Annotated in this window: 19 protein-coding genes; 11 read left to right on the top strand and 8 right to left on the bottom strand. The window is 64.9% G+C overall.

Annotated elements, in window-relative coordinates:
- The 4 genes from CH278_RS10700 to CH278_RS10685 are packed head-to-tail and all read left to right on the top strand — an operon-like array spanning position 1 to position 2,422.
- Positions 1-609: an AIM24 family protein gene (locus CH278_RS10700; protein ID WP_032400991.1), complete on the top strand. Its 609-nt coding sequence runs from the start codon at positions 1-3 to the stop codon at positions 607-609.
- A gap of 1 nt (position 610) precedes the next feature.
- Positions 611-1,288, top strand: coding sequence for an AIM24 family protein (locus tag CH278_RS10695; protein WP_027495162.1), 678 nt, complete (start codon positions 611-613; stop codon positions 1,286-1,288).
- Positions 1,289-1,297: 9 nt separating this feature from the next.
- Positions 1,298-2,041: an AIM24 family protein gene (locus CH278_RS10690; protein ID WP_094621865.1), complete on the top strand. Its 744-nt coding sequence runs from the start codon at positions 1,298-1,300 to the stop codon at positions 2,039-2,041.
- A gap of 57 nt (positions 2,042-2,098) precedes the next feature.
- Positions 2,099-2,422 carry a hypothetical protein gene (locus CH278_RS10685; RefSeq protein ID WP_032369979.1) on the top strand — a complete coding sequence of 108 codons (324 nt, stop codon included), beginning with the start codon at positions 2,099-2,101 and terminating at the stop codon, positions 2,420-2,422.
- Between the two features lie 21 nt (positions 2,423-2,443).
- Here the strand turns inward: CH278_RS10685 and CH278_RS10680 are convergent, their stop codons facing one another.
- Positions 2,444-3,307: a type IV toxin-antitoxin system AbiEi family antitoxin domain-containing protein gene (locus CH278_RS10680; RefSeq protein ID WP_094621864.1), complete on the bottom strand. Its 864-nt coding sequence runs from the start codon at positions 3,305-3,307 to the stop codon at positions 2,444-2,446.
- Positions 3,308-3,421: 114 nt separating this feature from the next.
- On the opposite strand from CH278_RS10680, the gene CH278_RS10675 reads away from it, so the two are divergent.
- Complete coding sequence (locus CH278_RS10675) at positions 3,422-3,880, top strand: hypothetical protein (RefSeq protein WP_027495159.1); 459 nt, start codon at positions 3,422-3,424, stop codon at positions 3,878-3,880.
- Here the strand turns inward: CH278_RS10675 and CH278_RS10670 are convergent.
- Complete coding sequence (locus tag CH278_RS10670; RefSeq protein WP_094621907.1) at positions 3,873-5,042, bottom strand: macrolide family glycosyltransferase; 1,170 nt, start codon at positions 5,040-5,042, stop codon at positions 3,873-3,875. The genes CH278_RS10675 and CH278_RS10670 overlap by 8 nt on opposite strands.
- Before the next feature lie 34 nt (positions 5,043-5,076).
- A complete protein-coding gene (locus CH278_RS10665; protein ID WP_027495157.1) occupies positions 5,077-5,391 on the bottom strand; it encodes an ArsR/SmtB family transcription factor in 315 nt (104 codons plus the stop codon).
- Positions 5,392-5,478: 87 nt separating this feature from the next.
- On the opposite strand from CH278_RS10665, the gene CH278_RS10660 reads away from it, so the two are divergent.
- Genes CH278_RS10660 through CH278_RS10645 form a run of 4 tightly spaced genes read left to right on the top strand, consistent with a single transcriptional unit; the run spans position 5,479 to position 11,573 of the window.
- The gene (locus CH278_RS10660) at positions 5,479-6,762 is read left to right on the top strand and encodes an MFS transporter (protein ID WP_032367734.1); all 1,284 of its coding nucleotides are present in this window, start codon (positions 5,479-5,481) and stop codon (positions 6,760-6,762) included.
- A complete protein-coding gene (locus CH278_RS10655; protein ID WP_032367733.1) occupies positions 6,731-7,318 on the top strand; it encodes a GNAT family N-acetyltransferase in 588 nt (195 codons plus the stop codon). Before CH278_RS10660 ends, CH278_RS10655 begins: the two co-directional genes overlap by 32 nt.
- A gap of 9 nt (positions 7,319-7,327) precedes the next feature.
- Positions 7,328-9,697, top strand: coding sequence for a lysylphosphatidylglycerol synthase transmembrane domain-containing protein (locus tag CH278_RS10650; RefSeq protein ID WP_032400986.1), 2,370 nt, complete (start codon positions 7,328-7,330; stop codon positions 9,695-9,697).
- Positions 9,698-9,752: 55 nt separating this feature from the next.
- Positions 9,753-11,573: a bifunctional diguanylate cyclase/phosphodiesterase gene (locus CH278_RS10645; protein WP_256991845.1), complete on the top strand. Its 1,821-nt coding sequence runs from the start codon at positions 9,753-9,755 to the stop codon at positions 11,571-11,573.
- Here CH278_RS10645 and CH278_RS10640 read toward each other — a convergent pair.
- Positions 11,551-11,847 carry a putative quinol monooxygenase gene (locus tag CH278_RS10640; RefSeq protein WP_032367731.1) on the bottom strand — a complete coding sequence of 99 codons (297 nt, stop codon included), beginning with the start codon at positions 11,845-11,847 and terminating at the stop codon, positions 11,551-11,553. The genes CH278_RS10645 and CH278_RS10640 overlap by 23 nt on opposite strands.
- An 81-nt stretch (positions 11,848-11,928) precedes the next feature.
- Between CH278_RS10640 and CH278_RS10635 the strand changes: the two genes are divergently transcribed.
- Positions 11,929-13,281 carry an 8-oxoguanine deaminase gene (locus CH278_RS10635; RefSeq protein WP_176457184.1) on the top strand — a complete coding sequence of 451 codons (1,353 nt, stop codon included), beginning with the start codon at positions 11,929-11,931 and terminating at the stop codon, positions 13,279-13,281.
- 22 nt (positions 13,282-13,303) lie between these two features.
- Here the strand turns inward: CH278_RS10635 and CH278_RS10630 are convergent, their stop codons facing one another.
- From CH278_RS10630 to CH278_RS10615, 4 genes are read right to left on the bottom strand one after another with little or no spacing between them, the layout of a single operon-like run.
- Positions 13,304-14,122, bottom strand: a complete 819-nt coding sequence (locus CH278_RS10630; protein ID WP_094621863.1) for a spermidine synthase — start codon at positions 14,120-14,122, stop codon at positions 13,304-13,306.
- Positions 14,115-14,555 carry a cupin domain-containing protein gene (locus CH278_RS10625; RefSeq protein ID WP_032369982.1) on the bottom strand — a complete coding sequence of 147 codons (441 nt, stop codon included), beginning with the start codon at positions 14,553-14,555 and terminating at the stop codon, positions 14,115-14,117. Before CH278_RS10625 ends, CH278_RS10630 begins: the two co-directional genes overlap by 8 nt.
- A gap of 14 nt (positions 14,556-14,569) precedes the next feature.
- The gene (locus tag CH278_RS10620) at positions 14,570-15,235 is read right to left on the bottom strand and encodes an SDR family NAD(P)-dependent oxidoreductase (protein ID WP_094621862.1); all 666 of its coding nucleotides are present in this window, start codon (positions 15,233-15,235) and stop codon (positions 14,570-14,572) included.
- Positions 15,232-15,933 carry a TetR/AcrR family transcriptional regulator gene (locus tag CH278_RS10615; RefSeq protein WP_032369984.1) on the bottom strand — a complete coding sequence of 234 codons (702 nt, stop codon included), beginning with the start codon at positions 15,931-15,933 and terminating at the stop codon, positions 15,232-15,234. Before CH278_RS10615 ends, CH278_RS10620 begins: the two co-directional genes overlap by 4 nt.
- Before the next feature lie 187 nt (positions 15,934-16,120).
- On the opposite strand from CH278_RS10615, the gene CH278_RS10610 reads away from it, so the two are divergent.
- Positions 16,121-17,668, top strand: a complete 1,548-nt coding sequence (locus CH278_RS10610; RefSeq protein ID WP_094621861.1) for an amino acid permease — start codon at positions 16,121-16,123, stop codon at positions 17,666-17,668.
- The last annotated feature ends 3 nt before the right edge of the window (positions 17,669-17,671 follow it).

Raw genomic sequence — 17,671 nt, 5'->3', positions numbered from 1 at the left:
ATGAACGGGCACCGTGTCTTGGTCGCAGACCTGACCGGTGACTCTCTGCGCGCGATCTCGGGTTCGATGGTTGCCTACGAAGGCGATGTCGCCTTCAAGAGCGCAGGCATGGGCGGTGGCGGCGGTTTTCGCGCCGCGCTCAAACAGAAAGTGACCGGCGAGTCGTTGTCCCTTATGGACGTGTCCGGCAAAGGCACCGTGTACTTCGCGGTCGACGCCCAGGACATCACTCTCGTCGAGGTGCAAGGCGACAACCTGCACGTCGAATCGTCTCAATTGCTTGCTCTCACAGGTCAATTGAAGACGGACGTGAAGTTCTCCGGCCTTCGTGGTGCGACGTCGGGGCAGGGACTGTTCACCACCGTCGTGAGCGGCTCCGGGACGGTGGCGCTGCTGTCGAAGGGTGGGCCGATCATCGCACTCGCCGTCGATCCGCAGTATCCGCTCGTCGTCGACCCCGACGCCTTCGTCGCCCATCGCGGACAGCTCAACCAGAGCTTCGTCACCGACGTCACGTGGCGCTCCGCCATCGGCGGCGGCAGCGGCGAGGCGTTCTCACTCCGCTTCGACGGCCAGGGCGTCGTCTACATCCAACCCGAGGAGCGCTGACGTGCCGCTCGAACTCGTCAACAGCAAAGTCGTGAAATCCGTTCTGGCACCGAATCAGAGTGTGCTGGCTCGGCGCGGATCGATGCTCTATTACACCGGCGACGTCCGGTTCGTCCCGCATTCCATGGGCGGCGGCGCGGGTGCCATGCCCGGCATGAGCGGTGTCGCGGGCATGGCCGGCCGCATGATGGCAGGCGAGCACGTGGCGATGATGGCCGCCGAGGGGCAAGGCGAGGTCTTCTACGGCCACGCCGGGCTGTACGTCGAAGTGATTCATCTCGACGGCTCGTCCATGCTCACCGTCGAAGCCGATCGCCTGCTGGTGCACGACGGATACCTGCAGAGTTCCATCGTTGCCCTCACCTCCCAGGGCGGCGTCCGCGGAGCAGTGCGCGGGGCAATGACCGGGCAGGGTCTGTTCACGACGCAACTCACTGGGCAGGGCAGCGTCGCGGTCCTGTCGCACGGCGGCGCGACACCGCTGCAGGTCGGGCCCAACAACCCCATGGTCGTGGTCGATCCGCAGGCGTACGTATGCCACATCGGCAACATCAACGTCGACATCTCCGCCAATGTCGGGTGGCGTGACGCCGTGGGTAAGGGCAGCGGAGAGGCGATCCAGCTGAAGATGACGGGCATGGGCACCGTGTGGGTCCAGGCGTCCGAGCAGAAGTTCTAGGGAGCGGCAATGAGTTTGGACATTCACACCCCGCACACCCTGCCGGTCAACGACAACGTGCCCGGTAACGACTACGCGTTCTGCGTCGAACTCGCCGGCCAGCCGTGGTTCACCTCCAAAGGCGCGATGATCGCGTACTACGGCAACGTCCGATTCGAACCACTCGGGCAGACGTCCATGCCCGCCATCGTGGCGGCGCGGTTCTCGTCGCCGCTGTACTCGAACGACTGGGTGCTGGCGCAGGGGCAGGGCAAGCTGATCCTCGGGGATCGCGGCTTCAACATCAACAGCTACGACCTCGACGACGGCAACCTGACGATCCGAGCCGCGAATCTGCTGGCTTTCGAGCCGACTCTGGACCTCAAGCAGTCCATCGTGCCCGGCTTCCTGACCCTGCTCGGTACCGGCAAGTTCTTGGCCTCGTCCAACGGCACGGTCATGTTCGCCGAGCCGCCACTACGCATCGACCCGGAAGCTCTTGTCGGTTGGGCGGATTGCCCGTCGCCGTCGCATCACTTCGATGCCGCCTGGATGCAGAACTTCCTCGGCGCCGCGCGCGGATTCCTCGGGGCCAACAGCGGCGAAGAGCGTCAGTTCGATTTTACCGGCGCCGGCACCGTGCTGATCCAGTCGAGCGAGAAGGTTTTGAACGACACCCACCTGTTGCGACACATCGAATCTCAGACGGTCTCGCTCGGCCAGAACTCACTGCGGGCTCTGCACAACACCATCGGGGCCCGACTGCAGCAGTAGCTTCTCGCCCATTCGGAGAAAACGCGCATACTGGAGTTTCACTCAGGAGGTAGCGCCATGGCCAACCAGGGACCCTTCGGATTCGGATCCGACGACTTCGACAAGTTCGCGCGTGAAGCAACCGAGGGCCTGCGCGAGGTCGTCGGTTCGCTGTTCGCCAACACGGGAGCACCCAAAGCCCCGCCGGAGCCGGAAACCACAGGCCAGAAGGGTGATGGCGTCTGGGCGATCTACAGCGTCGACGATGCCGGCTCGGCGCAGATCGATCAGCTCTACGCCACCGAACTCGATGCGTTGCGGGCACACAAGGACAACACCGACCCGCGTCGACGGGTTCGTTTCCTGCCCTACGGCGTGAGCGTCAGCGTTCTCGAGGACTGAATCGGGTGCAGCTGACCGCGCTCAGCGCGGCTGGCTGCACCGGATTCGCGCGAGAGCGGCGAGTATTTCGGCGATCACCCGGTCCATCCGTTCGGTCAGGTCCGCCCAGGTGTAGCGAAGTACCGTCCAGTCGCGCGAGATCGCGTTCTGCCTGGTTCGATCACGCTGGAAAGCGTCGCGATCGGAGTGGAAGGCCCAACCGTCGATCTCGATCGCCACCATCTCGACGATGAAGGCGATGTCCAGTTCGTAGCCGTCCCATCGATAGTTGACCGCCCACCCGGTGATCTTGCGGAGGCGTATCTCGCGCACCAGCAGGCGCTCACCTTCCGATCGGGCCCCACCTTCGGCGGCGGCCAACAGCCGCTCCGCCTTCGGAGCCCCGGTCCGCCCTGCATTACGGGCGTGCGCCCGTCGCAGGCTTTCCAGATTCGTGTGCCGCTGCAGTGCTCGATCCATGATGTGCGCCTTGCCGACCGACGCTTCGAGAACGGACAGTTCGAGCGAGGTGACCCGCACTCCGCGGCGCACCACGACATCGGTGCTGTGCACGTCCCGTCGGCGAAGCCGGCACCCGGCGGCCCGACTTCGACCGGTTCTGGGGACGGTGACCTCGATGGTGCCCGGCATCTCGGACACAACACGATGCCAGAACGCTGCGGCCTCTCCGCTGAGAACGGCTCGGTCGCCCGCGCCCCACACTGCGCATCGAATTCGCGCTTCCGCAGTGAAGGGTCGATCTGCAACGAAGAACACCCCGCGGTGAATCGCCTTCCACTTGCCTCCGCGCACCAGGCGGTCCACCGCATCCCCACTGAGTCCGCAGGCACCGGCCTGAGCACGGGTGATCACTCCGTCGTGCTGCGCCAGCCAGGATTCGAGCATGCCTGATTCGACGTCGACGGTTCCAGAATGGTTCCTCCATCGAATCGGGTGCAGCTGACCGCGCTCAGCGCGGCTGGCTGCACCGGATTCTCGACGTCGGTACCTTTGATTCTCGTGACTACACAGCAGGATGCAATCTCGATTCCGTTGGGCCGACCCGTGTTCGTTCAGGCGCTGAGGTACACCGCACTGTTCGATCAGAAGCCGTTCGCCGAGGCGTTGTTGATCTACACCGACAACGGCGCGTACAAGATCATGTCTCCGGGAGAAGATCATTACGGCAGCTATGTCTCGTACACCGACCCCGCCGAGAACCCTCGACACGTGATCTTCCTGTCGTGGCCGTCGGAGGATTGGGGCCGCAACGTCGCCTCGCACACTCTGACGTTCAATCCTGACTCTGCAGCGTTCACGCAGGTACTCGTTCTGCCCGGTAGCCCGGTGCCGCGCTCGCAGTACGGCTATGCGCTGCCGATCGCCGGTCCGGAGAGTGTGGACATGACGGCTTCCTGGGATCAGGTCCGAGACACGTACGCCGAGACGTTCGAGGAGTTGGCGACGCTGGCTACGTAGCCGCGCCGCCGGCATCGACACCGAATGCCTCGATCGCATTCGCGGCCTGGTCGACGCCGCCGTGCGCTCGCACCTCTGCGCTGATCTCACGTGCGCGCGGCGCGAGTCCCCGGGCTTGTTCGACGGCGTCGCGTAGTCCTGTCGCCGTCATCCCGTCGAAGTCGATGTGCACTCCTGCGCCGAGTTCGGCGAGCATCGCCGCGTTGCCGAATTGGTCGACTGCCTGCGGTAGGGCAACTGTCGGTACGCCGAACCACAGGGCTTCGGTGCACCCACCCATTCCGGCGTGGGTGACGAACACGGTGGCGGCGTCGAGCACCGCGAGCTGCGGAACGTGTTCGTGGACTTCGACATTCGCGGGCAGTTCCCCAAGTACGGCGGGGTCGACGCGTCGGCCGATGGAGATCACCACGTGCCAGTCCGTGTTCGCGAACGTCTCGATGCACAGCCGGTAGAAGTCGGGGCGTTCGTTGTACCCGGTGCCGAACGATACGTAGAGAACGGGCCCCTCGGGCGCGGACCACGATCGGTCGTGCAGTCGCACCGGATCGAGACACGGGCCGACGAACTGCACCGAGCTGGGGACTCGATCGGCGTTCGGCTGCATCGCTTTCGGGATCAACGACAGGCAGTGCTCCGGGTACGTGATCCAGTCCCACGGGTCGGCGTCGATGTCGTTCTCTCGCAACCAGGTCGCATAGGTTTCGCGATACGCAACGCCGGTTGTCGACTCGCGGATAGAGGTCATCCCGTCACCGAGATCCTCGACGTAGCCGTCCCAGGCGACATACGTAGGGGAGAGCTGCACGGCCGTCACCCCGTACCGGACGCCGAGGATCGGGGCGGTCAGGCCGCCGATGTCGTAGAGGATCACATTCGGCTGATCGTCGTCGTAGAACGCGGTGAGCACGGGAAAGGACGCAATCGCTTCGTCGAGGAACACCTGCATCGCCGACGCCGGGTCGTCCGGCCAAGAGCCCTCGCCGTCGGGAAGTATCGAGGGGAACGCCACCACCTCGACTCCAGCCGGTTCCACCGAGTGCCGCAACGACTCGCCGACGGCATAGGTGACGCGATGCCCGCGTCGGACCAATTCGGCGACGACGGCGAGCGAGGGGTAGATGTGACTCGGTGCCGTCGTGCCGATCATCGCGAAGTGCATGCCGCTCACCGTAGGACGCGAAGAGGGCGCGGGGCTACCGGTTTTCGTTGGCGATCAGATCGAGCAGACCGGGGAATCGCTCTTCGAGCTCGTGGCGACGCAGCGTCACTTTGCGACTGTTTCCGCGATCGACCTGAAACACCAGGCCTGCCTCGCGTAGCACTCGAAAATGGTGCGTCAGAGTCGATTTGGTGACACCGAGCTCGAACGACATACACGTCCGCTCGGCTCCGTCGTCGTCGCCGACGAGTTCGGTGACCACCTGGCGACGCAACGGATCGGCCAACGCGGACATCACCGCACCCAGTTGCATTTCCTCGGGCTCGGGATGCCCGTCCTTGTCCGCCATGCGCTCCTCCTAAAAGGTACGACTTGCGCCGTACCTTGAAACCTGGTCTAGTACGACAACCATCGTACCTACGTTTCAGGGGGACACATGAAGGCAGTGCTACCGGTCGTACTCGCGGCTCAATTCGTCGTACCCATGTCCATCTCGGGTACTGCACTCGCCCTTCCGGTCATCGCCGGCGACCTCGGCACCGACCCGACGCCTCTGCAGTGGGTCGTCAACGGCTTCAACATCGCGTTCGCGCTGTTCACCGTGGTCTGGGGCGCGGTGTCGGATCGAATCGGTCACCGCACGTCGTTCCGCATCGGGGTGGTGCTGACGGCCGTCGCGAGTGCGGTCAGTGCCGTCGCGCCGTCGTTGTACCTACTCGATGTCGCGCGGGTGTTCGCGGGCATCGGAGCCGCAGCGGTTCTGGTGGGCTCCACTTCCATTCTCTCGCTTCACTTCCACGGCACGGCCAGAGCAACCGCGTTCGCACTGTTCGGCACCGTGAACGGTCTCGGTCTGGCACTCGGGCCCACCATCTCCGGGCTGCTCGTCGCGGCGTTCGAGTGGCGGGGCGTGTTCGCCGCCCAGGCGGTCGTCCTGGCTGCGGCGGCCATCGGAACTGTCGCTCTGCCGACTCTGCGAACCGAATCGACGGCGCACCGCCTGCTCGATTTCTCGCTACTGCGCAACCGGAGATTCCTGGCCCTGTGCCTCGTTCCGGTGGCCGGGGCCATCGGATTCGTCACGCTGCTCACGTATCTGCCCGCTGCGCTGAGCGCTGTCGCGTCGCTGACGCCGGGGCTTGCCGGAGTGTTCATGCTGGCCATGACCGTCCCCGTTCTGCTCGCTCCGCTGACCGTTGCCCGCCTGAGCCGCATGTTCGACGCCGTCACCCCCACTCGCGTCGTGCTGGTCAGCCTCGGCTGCCTCGTCCTCGGCAATCTGGGCATGTTGGCGCTGCAACCAGGTGTCCCGCTCGGTGCCGTCGTGGTCCCGATGATCGCGTTGGGGCTCGGATTCGGACTCCCGATCGGCTTGGTGGACGGCGAGGCACTGGCTGCGGTGCCGCCGCACAGCAGCGGTACCGCGGCGGGCGTGCTGAACCTGTTTCGCATCGGCAGCGAGGCCCTGATGGTGGCCGGATATGCCTGGTTGTTGACCGTCCTGGTCCGCGGCGAGCTACCCGACCGAGCCGACGCCGATGCCGCGGCAGCCGGACGCCCCGGGTTTGCCGACGCCTACGCGCACGCCTACACCGAGGTCGTGTCGATCGTCGTCGTAGCTCTCGTCGTGACCGCGGCGGTGATCTTCTCGCTGTTGCGAACACCACGCCGGGACGTATCGTCGGCCAATGTCCTTTCTGCAACCGGTGACCCTCACTGACGATCTCGTGACCCTGGAGCCGCTGAGCCGCGATCACCTCGAGGGGCTGTGCGATGCCGCCCGCGACGGCGAGCTCTGGAACCTCTGGTACACGAGCGTTCCGAAACCGGAAGACATGGCCGCAGAGATCGATCGCCGGCTGGGACTGCTCGACGCGGGAACCATGCTTCCATTCACATTGCGGCGCAACGATACCGGGCAGATTCTCGGCGCGACGACCTTCTGCAATGTCGATGCGAACAACCGTCGCGTCGAGATCGGGTACACCTGGAATGCGCGCTCCGCCCACGGAACCGGTACCAACGCGTCGAGCAAACTGCTGTTGCTGACGCACGCTTTCGAGGAACTCGGTTGTATCGCGGTGGAATTCCGCACCCACTGGATGAACCTCCAATCGCGGACGGCCATCGCGAAACTCGGAGCCAAGCAGGACGGCATTCTGCGCAATCACCAACGCATGGCCGACGGTTCACTGCGCGACACCGTCGTGTTCTCGATCATCGAATCCGAATGGCCCGCCGTGCGCAACGAACTCCGTCGGCGTACCGCACGGTAAGTTGAGCCCATGCGCGTGGATGGGCGGGACGTTCCCGTAGCGGGAAACCTGCTGCAGCCGCTGGTGAGAAGAACCAGTGACATCATTCGGGTCGTTGCCGCCTCGGTGTTCTTGAGCTTGGTCATCGCCGGCTCGCTCATCACCCGAAATCAGTGGGACGCACTCGAACAATCGGTGTCCAACATCGTCGGCGTGCTCAGCCCCGATCAGTCCAACGCTGTCTACATCGTCTACGGCGTCGCGATCCTCGCCCTCCCGTTCGGAGTGTTGATCGGGCTGATCGCCGGGCGCAAATGGAAACTGTTGGCCGGGTACGCGGCAGCAGCTCTGATCGCCGCGCTGGCTCTGTCCATCACCGGTACCGGCATCTCGACTCCGACGTGGGACCTGGACGTGCCCGAGCGACTCGACACGTTCCTGTCGCAATTCCTCGACGATTCACGCTGGATCGCCATGCTCGCCGCGGCGCTCACGGTGTCGGGCCCGGGCCTGCCCGCGCGGTGGCGTCGAGCATGGTGGGCACTGCTGCTCGCCTTCGTACCGATACACCTGGTGGTGTCCACTGTGGTCCCGGCCCGTTCGCTGCTCGGGCTGGCCGTCGGCTGGCTCGTCGGTGCGATCATCGTGCTGCTGGTCGGCACTCCGGCACTGGAGGTTCCACTCGACGCGGCCGTGCGCCTGTTCCGCATCCGGGGCGTCGACGTCCGCAGCTTCACCGTCGTGCGCCCCGCGGGCCCGGGCCCGTTGGTGTTGAACGCACACACCCCGGACGCCGATGTGGTGGTCGAACTCTACGGACAGAACCAACGCAGTGGCGGTGCGCTGCGCCAATTCTGGCGATGGATCACCCGGCGCGGCAGCGAGACAGCACCGTTGCACGCGTCCATGCGCCGCGCCGTCGAGCATCGCGCATTGATGGGCCTGGCCATCAAGAGTATGAACGCCGCAGGCAGCGACCCGTTGGCGGTAGCAGCACTCGACCGCGGCTGGACGTTGTACGCGCACAGCCAGCCCATCGGCGACCCCATCGAGGCCGAGCTCGACGATGCCGCGCTCAGAGCTCTCTGGTCGGCTCTGAACACGTTGCACGAGAACCAGATCTCGCACGGTGACCTGCATCGGGGTGAACTGCGGCTCCATGACGGCGCGGCACTGTTCTGCGGGTTCGGGCACGCAGAACTCGGCGCGTCGGACGCCCAGATGCAATCCGATGTCGCACAGCTGTTACTCACCACCGCAGACCTTTTCGGCTCCCATCGCGCCGTGGCCACCGCCGTCGAGGTACTGGGAATCGACGTCGTGATCGCGGCGTCCGGTCGATTGACCAAGTCCGCCATCCCTCTTCGGGTGCGTCAGTCGGTTGCCGATGCAGGAAAGACGATGAAGTCCGTCCGGCTCGAAGTGCTCGATCAGACCGGTGCCGCGAGGATCGAGGCCGAGCAGGTCACTCGATTCAGCCGCAACCAGATCATCTCGCTCGTGTTGCTGATCGGATTGGTCTACGTCGCATACCCGTTCATCAGTGCGGTTCCCGCGTTCGTCGTCGAATTGGGCTCGGTCGACTGGTGGTGGGCGCTGCTCGGTCTGGCCGTCTCCGCACTGACCTACATCGGTGCGGGTGCCGCATTGTGGGCCTGCGCATTCGGCAAGGTCAGCTTCCGGAATCTGACGATCATGCAGGTAGCGAACACTTTTGCCGCGACCACGACACCTGCGGGCGTCGGTGGCCTGGCCCTGAGCGTTCGCTTTCTGCAAAAGGGTGGATTGGGTACCGTCCGCGCGACAGCCGCTGTGGCTCTGCAACAGTCGGTTCAGGTGATCACCCATGTCAGCCTGTTGATCTTCTTCAGCGTCGTCGCCGGAACGTCGTCGGGGCTGTCCAACATGGTGCCGGGCAACACCGTGCTGTACCTCATCGCCGGCGTCGCATTCGGAGTCGTCGGGACCTTCATGTTCGTGCCCAAGCTGCGACTGTGGCTGAAAGTGGCCGTCCGGCCCCAGGTTGCCGAAGTGCTCACCGAGCTCGGCGAACTCGCCCGCGACCCGAAACGGTTCTCGATCATCATCTTGGGTTGCGCCGCAACCACTTTGGGTGCTGCGCTCGCCCTGTGGGCGAGTGTCGAGGCGTTCGGCGGCGGAACGACGTTCGTGACGGTGACAGTGGTGACGATGATCGGTGGCACATTGGCCTCGGCCGCCCCGACGCCGGGCGGTGTGGGGGCCGTGGAAGCAGCCCTCATCGGCGGGCTTGCCGCGTTCGGCCTCCCCGCCTCCATCGCAGTCCCGTCCGTGCTGCTCTATCGCGTACTGACCTGCTGGTTACCGGTGTTTCTCGGCTGGCCGACGTTGCGCTGGCTCACCAAGCACGACATGGTCTGAACGGCTGTATCCCCACTACGGGACCAGGTGTGGGTGCTAGCGTTCACGCAGGTTAGTGGCTGGTTCTACGGAGGGTGTCACCATTTCCGCACCGGGAGACTTCGCACCCACCGCGGAGGAACGCTGGGTGCGGCTGTTCATCAGCGGAATGACGCTCACATTCGGCCTCGCCGGGGCCCTGATGGTCCCCGCCGGTCAGTTCTCCGACCCCGTGTCGATCGCCGTGCTCCTGGCGTCCGCCACCACGGTGCCGGTTGCGATTGCCTGGTACCTCCGGCCGTGGGCATCCCCGAGGATGGCGATCGTCTACATCCTCTACGCGGACGTCGGCATCGTGACCGTTCTGTTCGCCTTCAAAACCCACTTCGACGCGATGCCGGGCTGCGCGATGTTCTCGATCGTCGCAGCGTTCATCGTCGTCGCGAGCTCGCACCGTGTCATGTTGATTCACTTGGCAATCGGCGCACTGACCCTCGCTGGCCTCGCCGCTCTGGCTGTCTCGGAGGGTGCCGATCCATGGTCCACCGCTTCTCGAATGGTCACCATCGGATCCCTCTACGCCGCCCCCTTCATGATCAAGTCGTACATCGGTCAGCTGCGAACGAGCGCGGCGAGGGCATTGCGAGATCCGTTGACCGGCCTGTGGAACCGACGTGGGCTGCTCGATACCGTCGACTCGTTGCGCCTGTCCCCAGCAGAGGATCGCGCACAGCAAGCGGTCGGGGTGACCGTCCTCGACATCGATCGGTTCAAGCACATCAACGACAAGTTCGGCCATCCCTCCGGTGACGCAGTGCTCGTCGAGGTCGCCCGTCGCCTGTCCTGTGCGGTGGGGGACAAGTCCGCGGTCGCACGACTCGGCGGCGACGAGTTCGTGGTCGTCAGCGTCGGCACCAGAGAGTCGATCGCCGAATCGGACAACAGGATTCGCGCATCGCTGGAGGAATCGTTCGACGGCCCGCCGTTCACCACCAGTGTGGGCTCGGCCGTGGAGACGCCACCCGCCGACACCGGCCTACACGTACTGGTCCGACGGTTGATCGCTCTCGCCGACATCGAGATGTATCGCTTCAAAGCACGGACCTCGGGAAAGTTTCCGGAGACGGGACTGTCCGCAGCGGACGCCCGCGAACAGGCCAGGCAGAGAATCGATGCGCTCATCGAATCCGGCGGTCCCGACATCTTCTTTCAGCCCATCTGCGACACGGTCACCGGTTCGACCGTCGGCTACGAGGCACTGTCGCGGTTCCCGTTCGGCCACGGATCGCCCCTGTCGTGGTACCGCGACGCAGCCGAGGCCGGCGTCGGTCCACGGCTCGAACGCGCCGCACTGGAACGGGCACTAGCGGATGTTCATCTGCTGCCACCGGGGCCGTTCGTGTCGGTCAATGCGTCGGCCGACACCATCCGCACGACCGACCTACTCGACCGGTTGCGTCCGCATCTGGCAACCCGAACCTTCCACCTCGAGATCACCGAGCACGAACGTGTCGACGACTACCGTGCGGTGACCCGCGCCATCGAGAAGCTGCGCGACACGGGGGTTCAAATCTCCATCGACGACGTCGGAGCCGGATTCGCCGGTATGCGCCACATCGTCGAGCTCAGGCCCGACACCCTCAAAATCGATTACGCACTCGTGCACGGAATCGACCGGGACTCGTTCCGTCGCGCCGCGGCCACGGCGATCATCGACTTCGCCCGACAGATCGGTGCCGGCGTGATCATGGAGGGTGTCGAGACCGACGCGGAATTGCGGGTGGCGGTCGATCTCGGTGCCGACATGGTGCAGGGGTTCCTCACCGGTCGACCACAACCGGCCACCGTGGCCGGTGGCCGGATCGACGAATCCGCTACACCGAGGAATCGACGGTGAATTTAGTCAACGACGGTGCTGCGGCGAGCAGCGGCGGCAATTCGACGATCTTGCCCGGTCCGGCGCGGAACTCGCGGTACTTCGCGTCGGCCTCCGCCGATTCCCACGTCTCGTGCGCGACGACGTGCGCTTCGTTCTCTTCGTCGACCCACACCTCCACGCCGAGGCACCCCTCGAACGCGCGGGTGTCCGCGAGAACGGTCCGCAGCAGCGCCCGTGCTTCGGCAAGGGATTCGGGCTTGAACGTCAGATCCAACAGTGCAATGAGAGCCATACCGTCACCCTAGACCCGCTCCGCTGCGCCGACGCTCCGGCGGGCTTACGATGTCGCAGCAACTCGAAAGGCCGACGACACATGACCACCGTGATCTCCAATGCGTATATCGCCCCCATTGTCGGCGACGAGATTCCCTCCGGCTATCTCGTGATCGAAGGAACGAAGATCACCGCCGTGGGATCCGGCTCGGCACCGGTCCTCGCCGGGGCAGAGAACATCGACGCGTCCGGCTGCCTCGTCACGCCTGGACTGGTGAATACCCATCACCACCTCTATCAGTGGGCCTCTCAAGGTCTCGCCAAGGACAACACGCTCTTCGAATGGCTTGTGGCGCTGTACAAGCCATGGTCGAAGATGGATGCCGAGGTCGTCGGTGGCGCAGCTGCTGCCGGCCTCGGCTGGCTGGCGAAATCGGGATGCACGACGAGCACCGATCATCACTACATCTTCCCCAAGGGCCGGGGCGACCTGTTCGCCGCCGAGATCGACGCGGCTCAGCGCATCGGCGTCCGATTTCAGCCGTGCCGCGGCTCGATGGACCGGGGTGTCTCCGACGGCGGTCTGCCGCCCGACGAGGTGGTCGAAACGCTCGACGACATCCTCACCGCTACCGCCGAGGCCATCGACACCTATCACGACGCCGCCTTCGGCTCTATGCTCCGCATCGCCGTCGCGCCGTGCTCCCCGTTCTCGATCAGCAAGCAACTGCTCGTCGAGTCCGTACAACTCGCCCGCGCAAAAGGTGTTCGGCTGCACACCCATCTGGCCGAGACTCTGGACGAGGAGGAGCATTGCCTCGCTCAGATGAACTGCACCCCGGTCGAATACATGGAGCAGGTCGGCTGGCTCGGTGACGACGTGTGGTTCGCCCATGCGGTACACCTGCACGACTCCGACATCGCGAAGATGGCGGCCACCGGCACCGGCATTGCGCACTGCCCGAGTTCCAATGCACGTCTGGGCGCAGGCATCGCGCGAATCTCGGACCTGCTCGCGGCCGGCGCACCCGTCGGCCTCGGTGTGGACGGTTCCGCTTCGGCCGAGATGGTGCCGCTTGCCGGCGAGGTCCGCCAGGCGATGTACATGCAGCGAGCCAAGTACGGTCCGACAGCACTGACCGCGCGTCAGGCACTCGAGATCGGAACCCTGGGCGGTGCAAAGGTACTGGGACGGCAGAGCGAGATCGGTTCGCTCGAGGTCGGCAAGCTGGCCGACATCGCCATCTGGCGCACCGATGGTTTCTACTCGGCCGTGGACGACCCTGTGGTCGCGTTCGCCTACGGGCAGACGCCACCGCTTGCTCGCTTGATGGTGGGCGGTCGAACGATCGTCGAGAACGACGTCCTGATCAGCGCACCGCAGGACGAAATAGGCCGCGCCGGAGCCGATGCGCACCGTCGCCTGATGACACTCGCGCAGGACGTGCTGTGAGCGGGTCTTGGAACCCAGTACTTCAATCCCGCAACATCTTTGCATCACGCGCGAAAGACCGCACCTGCTCGGTCAACCACACATGCGCCGGGACTGCTCCGCCGAGAAGCTCCCGCGCCAGAGCCGGGGAGTCCCCGATCGGGACGTCACTGCCGGCAATGATGATGTTGCCGTAGCGCCTGCCCTTGAGCATCGCCGGATCGGCGACGATCGCCGTGTGCGGAAATATACTTCCGATGGTCGACGCCTCCTGCTTCGCGAGCGACAGATCGCGTCGATCACCGCAGTTGACGACATACATGCCGCCGGGCGAGAGAACGCGTCGAACATGCTCGGTGAACTCGGCGGTGAGCAGCGGGGTCGGAGTTGTGGCTCCGGAGAACACATCTCGCACGATCAGATCTCGACTGTTCTCGCTCAGCGTCTCGGTGACGGCCCGTGCCTCGCCGACGCGGATGCGGAGCAGCGGTGCCCGAGGCAGGTCGAACCACTCGCGGACCAATTCCGAGAGCTTGCCGTCGAGCTCCACGACCACCTGACGCGCACCGGGAAATTCGGCGGTGAAGGAGCGGGCCAGCGTGCAGGCTCCACCCCCGAGATGCAGCGCCCGCAGCGCGAAGCTCGAATCCCACTGTGCACGTACCAGTCCCGAAATCCACCGCATGTACTCGAATTCGAGCACGGTGGGGTCGTTCATGTCGATGTGCGAACTGGGAACATCGTTGACGTTGACGACCCACCCGTCGTCCGAGAAGGTGTCGCGGACCAGTTCGCAGGTGCCCGAGTCGATTTCGAACAGGCCGGGCTTCAGCCCTCCAGCGGACTCACGCTTCCTACCCATGGGAGTCCTCGAGCCGGAAGTCCTCGAAATCGAATCCCGGGGTGACGGTGCAGCTGACCAAGCTCGGCTCGTCGCCCATCGGACGCGCCCGCTGCCACACCGACGGTGGCACGATCTGCTGCGGAGATTCGGGTGCAACCAGCAGCGAGGTCACCTCACCCGGCTGGGTTCCATCACTGCCCAGGTCGAGTTGCACCGGACTGCCCCGGTGATAGAGCCACATCTCGGTGCCGCGGACGGTGTGCCAGGCCGACTGCTGACCGGGCATGAGTAGGAACAGAATTGCCGTCCCTGCCGCGCGGGGACCGGGATAACCGTCGGGCAGAGCTGCCTGTGGAATCGTGACCTCGCTGCGCCAGGTCTCCTTGAACCATCCACCCTCCGGGTGGGGTGCAAGGTCCAGGCTCTGAGCCCAGTCGGGCAACAATGTCATGCCGGCAAGCCTAGTCAGTCCGTGGCGACCTGAACCCGGAACCTGTCGCGCTCGGTGTGCAGGCTCCACAGCTGCTCGGCGAGAGCCTCGGGGCTCTTCTTCGGATCCTTGCCGTCGATGGCACCGCCGATGATCAACTGCGACACCTGAATTCCTTCGTCGGCCAACTCCTCGTTGAGCAGCTGCACGTACGCGGCCTGGCCGGCGAACGCGATGGACGTGCCGGTGACCGTACGACCGGGCTTGACTGCGGAACCGCCGTTGACGAACAGGATGGTGCCTTTGTTCTCGCCGAGGAAGCGCATTCCCGGCAGCACCTGATGAACGGCGGCGATGGGTCCGTAGATGGAGAACTCGACCGGACCGACCATGTCGGCCGGGGTGGTCTCGAGCACGGGCCGCATGAAGTCCTTCTGCGGAAGCGGGCTGTACTGCAGCACCTCGATGGGGCCGAGGGTTTCTGTGACCTGCTCGAGCGCTGCGGCGATGGAGGCCGGATCGCGCACATCGGCGACGAATCCCTTGGCGGATACACCGTCGGCAGCGAGCTGATCAGCGAGTGCGTCGACACGGGACCGGTTGCGGGATATCAGGCCGACCGAGAAGCCCTCCGCGCCGAACTTACGCGCCACTGCTGCTCCGAGACCTGCACCTGCTCCGACTATTGCTATCGATGTCATGTCGAATGCAAGGAGCGAGAATCCTCGACTATTCCGACGACCGCCTCGAGCAGGGCTTCCGCACTCTCGTGCAACGCGCTGACATCCGCGGTCCAGCCGAGCACCCGCAGGGCGGCCTCGGCAATCCCCGCCGCATCCACCGTCGGGTCGCGCCGTCCGTTCTCGCGGTCAGCACGCGCGTTCACCACGGTCTCCACCAGGCGAAACGGCAGGTCCTCGGTGCCCGGCCGACGCTCGGAACCGAGTTCAACCAGCGTGTCCGACGCGATGGCGGCATACAGGCTCATCAATGTGTAGCGGTGGTCTCGAAAGGCCTCGAAACGCTCACTGCGCAACTCGGGCAGCAGGTAGAGAGCGCCCAGATTCCAGGTGGACGCGGCCAGCTGCCCGGCGTCGAAGTAGGCGAGGGCGTACATCTGGGTCGGGGCCTCGGCTCCGGAATCGCGGATTCGCTGCGCAACGGCCAACGGCGCGTCGACGGTGCCGCTGAGAAGTGCGTCGAGGATGTCGTCCTTGGTGGCGAAGTGGTGATAGAGCGAGGCCTGACGCAGTCCGACAGCGTCGGCGATGACGCGGGTCGAGGTGTTGGTGAATCCGCGAGTGGTGAACAGCTCAGCCGAGGCGTCGAGTATTTCCTCGCGAGCGGTGTCCCCTGCCCGCTTCTTTGTGCTCAGCCGTGGTCTGCCTGCGCCGGTCATGACTGCATCTTGTCAGGTCCACGTGACGGTGAGATTTCTGTCATCTGATCGAAATAGACGAAACGAGCTTGTTTCACGACGGACACCGCCCGGGAACGGCGGTGCCGAAAACTATCAACTGACAGAAACCCGCCTCGGCGATGCAGCGGGCGGTCACTCACCACCCACCTCGCCCGTAGGAGTGAACATGAGCTCGACAACATTGCCGGCCCCCGGCGCGGGTTCGGAACCGGTTCGTACGACGGACCATTCGGATCTCGCTGCCCTCGGTTACGACCAGCAGCTGCACCGTAGCCTCGGTAAGTACGCGTCGTTCGCGGCCGGCTTCTCGTTCGTCTCGATCCTCACCACCATCTTCCAACTCTTCGGCCTCGGGTTCAGCTTCGGCGGCCCGGCCTTCTTCCTCACCTGGCCGCTGGTGTTCCTCGGCCAGTTCATGGTCGCCTTGAACTTCGCCGAACTCGCCGCGCGCTACCCCATCTCGGGGGCCATCTACCACTGGTCCCGGCGCATGGGCGGTGAACTGGTCGGCTGGTTCGCCGGGTGGTTCATGATCATCGCGCAGATCGTCACCGCCTCCGCCGCCGCGATCGCGTTGCAGGTGGTGCTGCCCAGCATCTGGGGCGGATTCCAACTGATCGGCGAGGACACGGCACTCACTTCGTCGAGCGGAGCCGCGAATGCCGTTGTGCTGGGATCGATTCTGCTGGTACTCACCACAACCATCAACTGCATCGGTGTGAACTGGATGTCGCGCATCAACAGCATCGGCGTCACGTGCGAGATCATCGGCGTCATCGCCCTCGTGCTCGTCTTCTTCACTCACGCCGAGCGCGGCCCGCAGGTGGTGTTCGATACCGGCAGTGCCGGAGCAGATCCCGGCTACATCGGTGCCTGGATCGTGTCAGGTCTGATGGCCGCCTACGTCATGGTCGGCTTCGGCTCGGCAGGCGAACTCGCCGAGGAGACCCGCAATCCCCGACGCGTCGCACCGCGCACCATCCGCCTCGCCCTGTCCGCTTCGGCTCTCGGCGGCGGTCTGATGATCGTCGGCGCACTGATGGCCGCACCGAGCCTCACCGACGGTGAGCTTGCGACGCAGGGCCTTCCGTACGTCATCGACTCGATCCTGACGTCCCCATGGGGCAAGGTCCTGCTCGTCGACGTCGCCATTGCCGTGTTCATCTGCACCCTCGCCATCCAGACCGCGGCCTCGCGACTGATGTTCTCGATGGCCCGCGACGGACGACTGCCCGCCTCGGCAGCTCTGGCGAAGGTGAACTCGCGCACCGGAACCCCCATTGCACCCTCGGTGCTCATCGGTCTCGCCTGCATCGCGATCCTGGCGGTCAACGTCGGCAACTCCGCGATCTTCACCACGCTGTCGAGCGTCTGCATCGTGCTGATCTACCTCGCGTACATGATGGTGACCGTCCCGCTCCTGATCCAGCGACTCAAGGGCTGGCCGCACGGCGGAGTGCAGAAAGACAGCGACGGCGAGAAGCTCTTCACACTCGGCCGTCTCGGCTTGCCCGTCAACATCGCCGCAGTTCTCTACGGCGGACTCATGGTGATCAACCTGTCGTGGCCGCGAGCCGAGATCTTCGACCCCACCGGCGAATTCCCGCTGCTGCGCTGGGCCGCACCCCTGACCGTCCTCGCCGTGATCGTCGTAGGTATCGCCTGCCTGCCCCACGGCAAAGCCCACCCCAAGCCCGTCACGATCGGAGCCTGAACC

Origin of the sequence: Rhodococcus sp. 05-2254-5, from assembly GCF_002258575.1 — a bacterium.
GTDB classification, from domain to species: Bacteria; Actinomycetota; Actinomycetes; order Mycobacteriales; family Mycobacteriaceae; genus Rhodococcoides; species Rhodococcoides fascians.
Note: the sequence above shows the minus strand (reverse complement) of the source record. Positions and strands in the feature narration are given on the sequence as shown.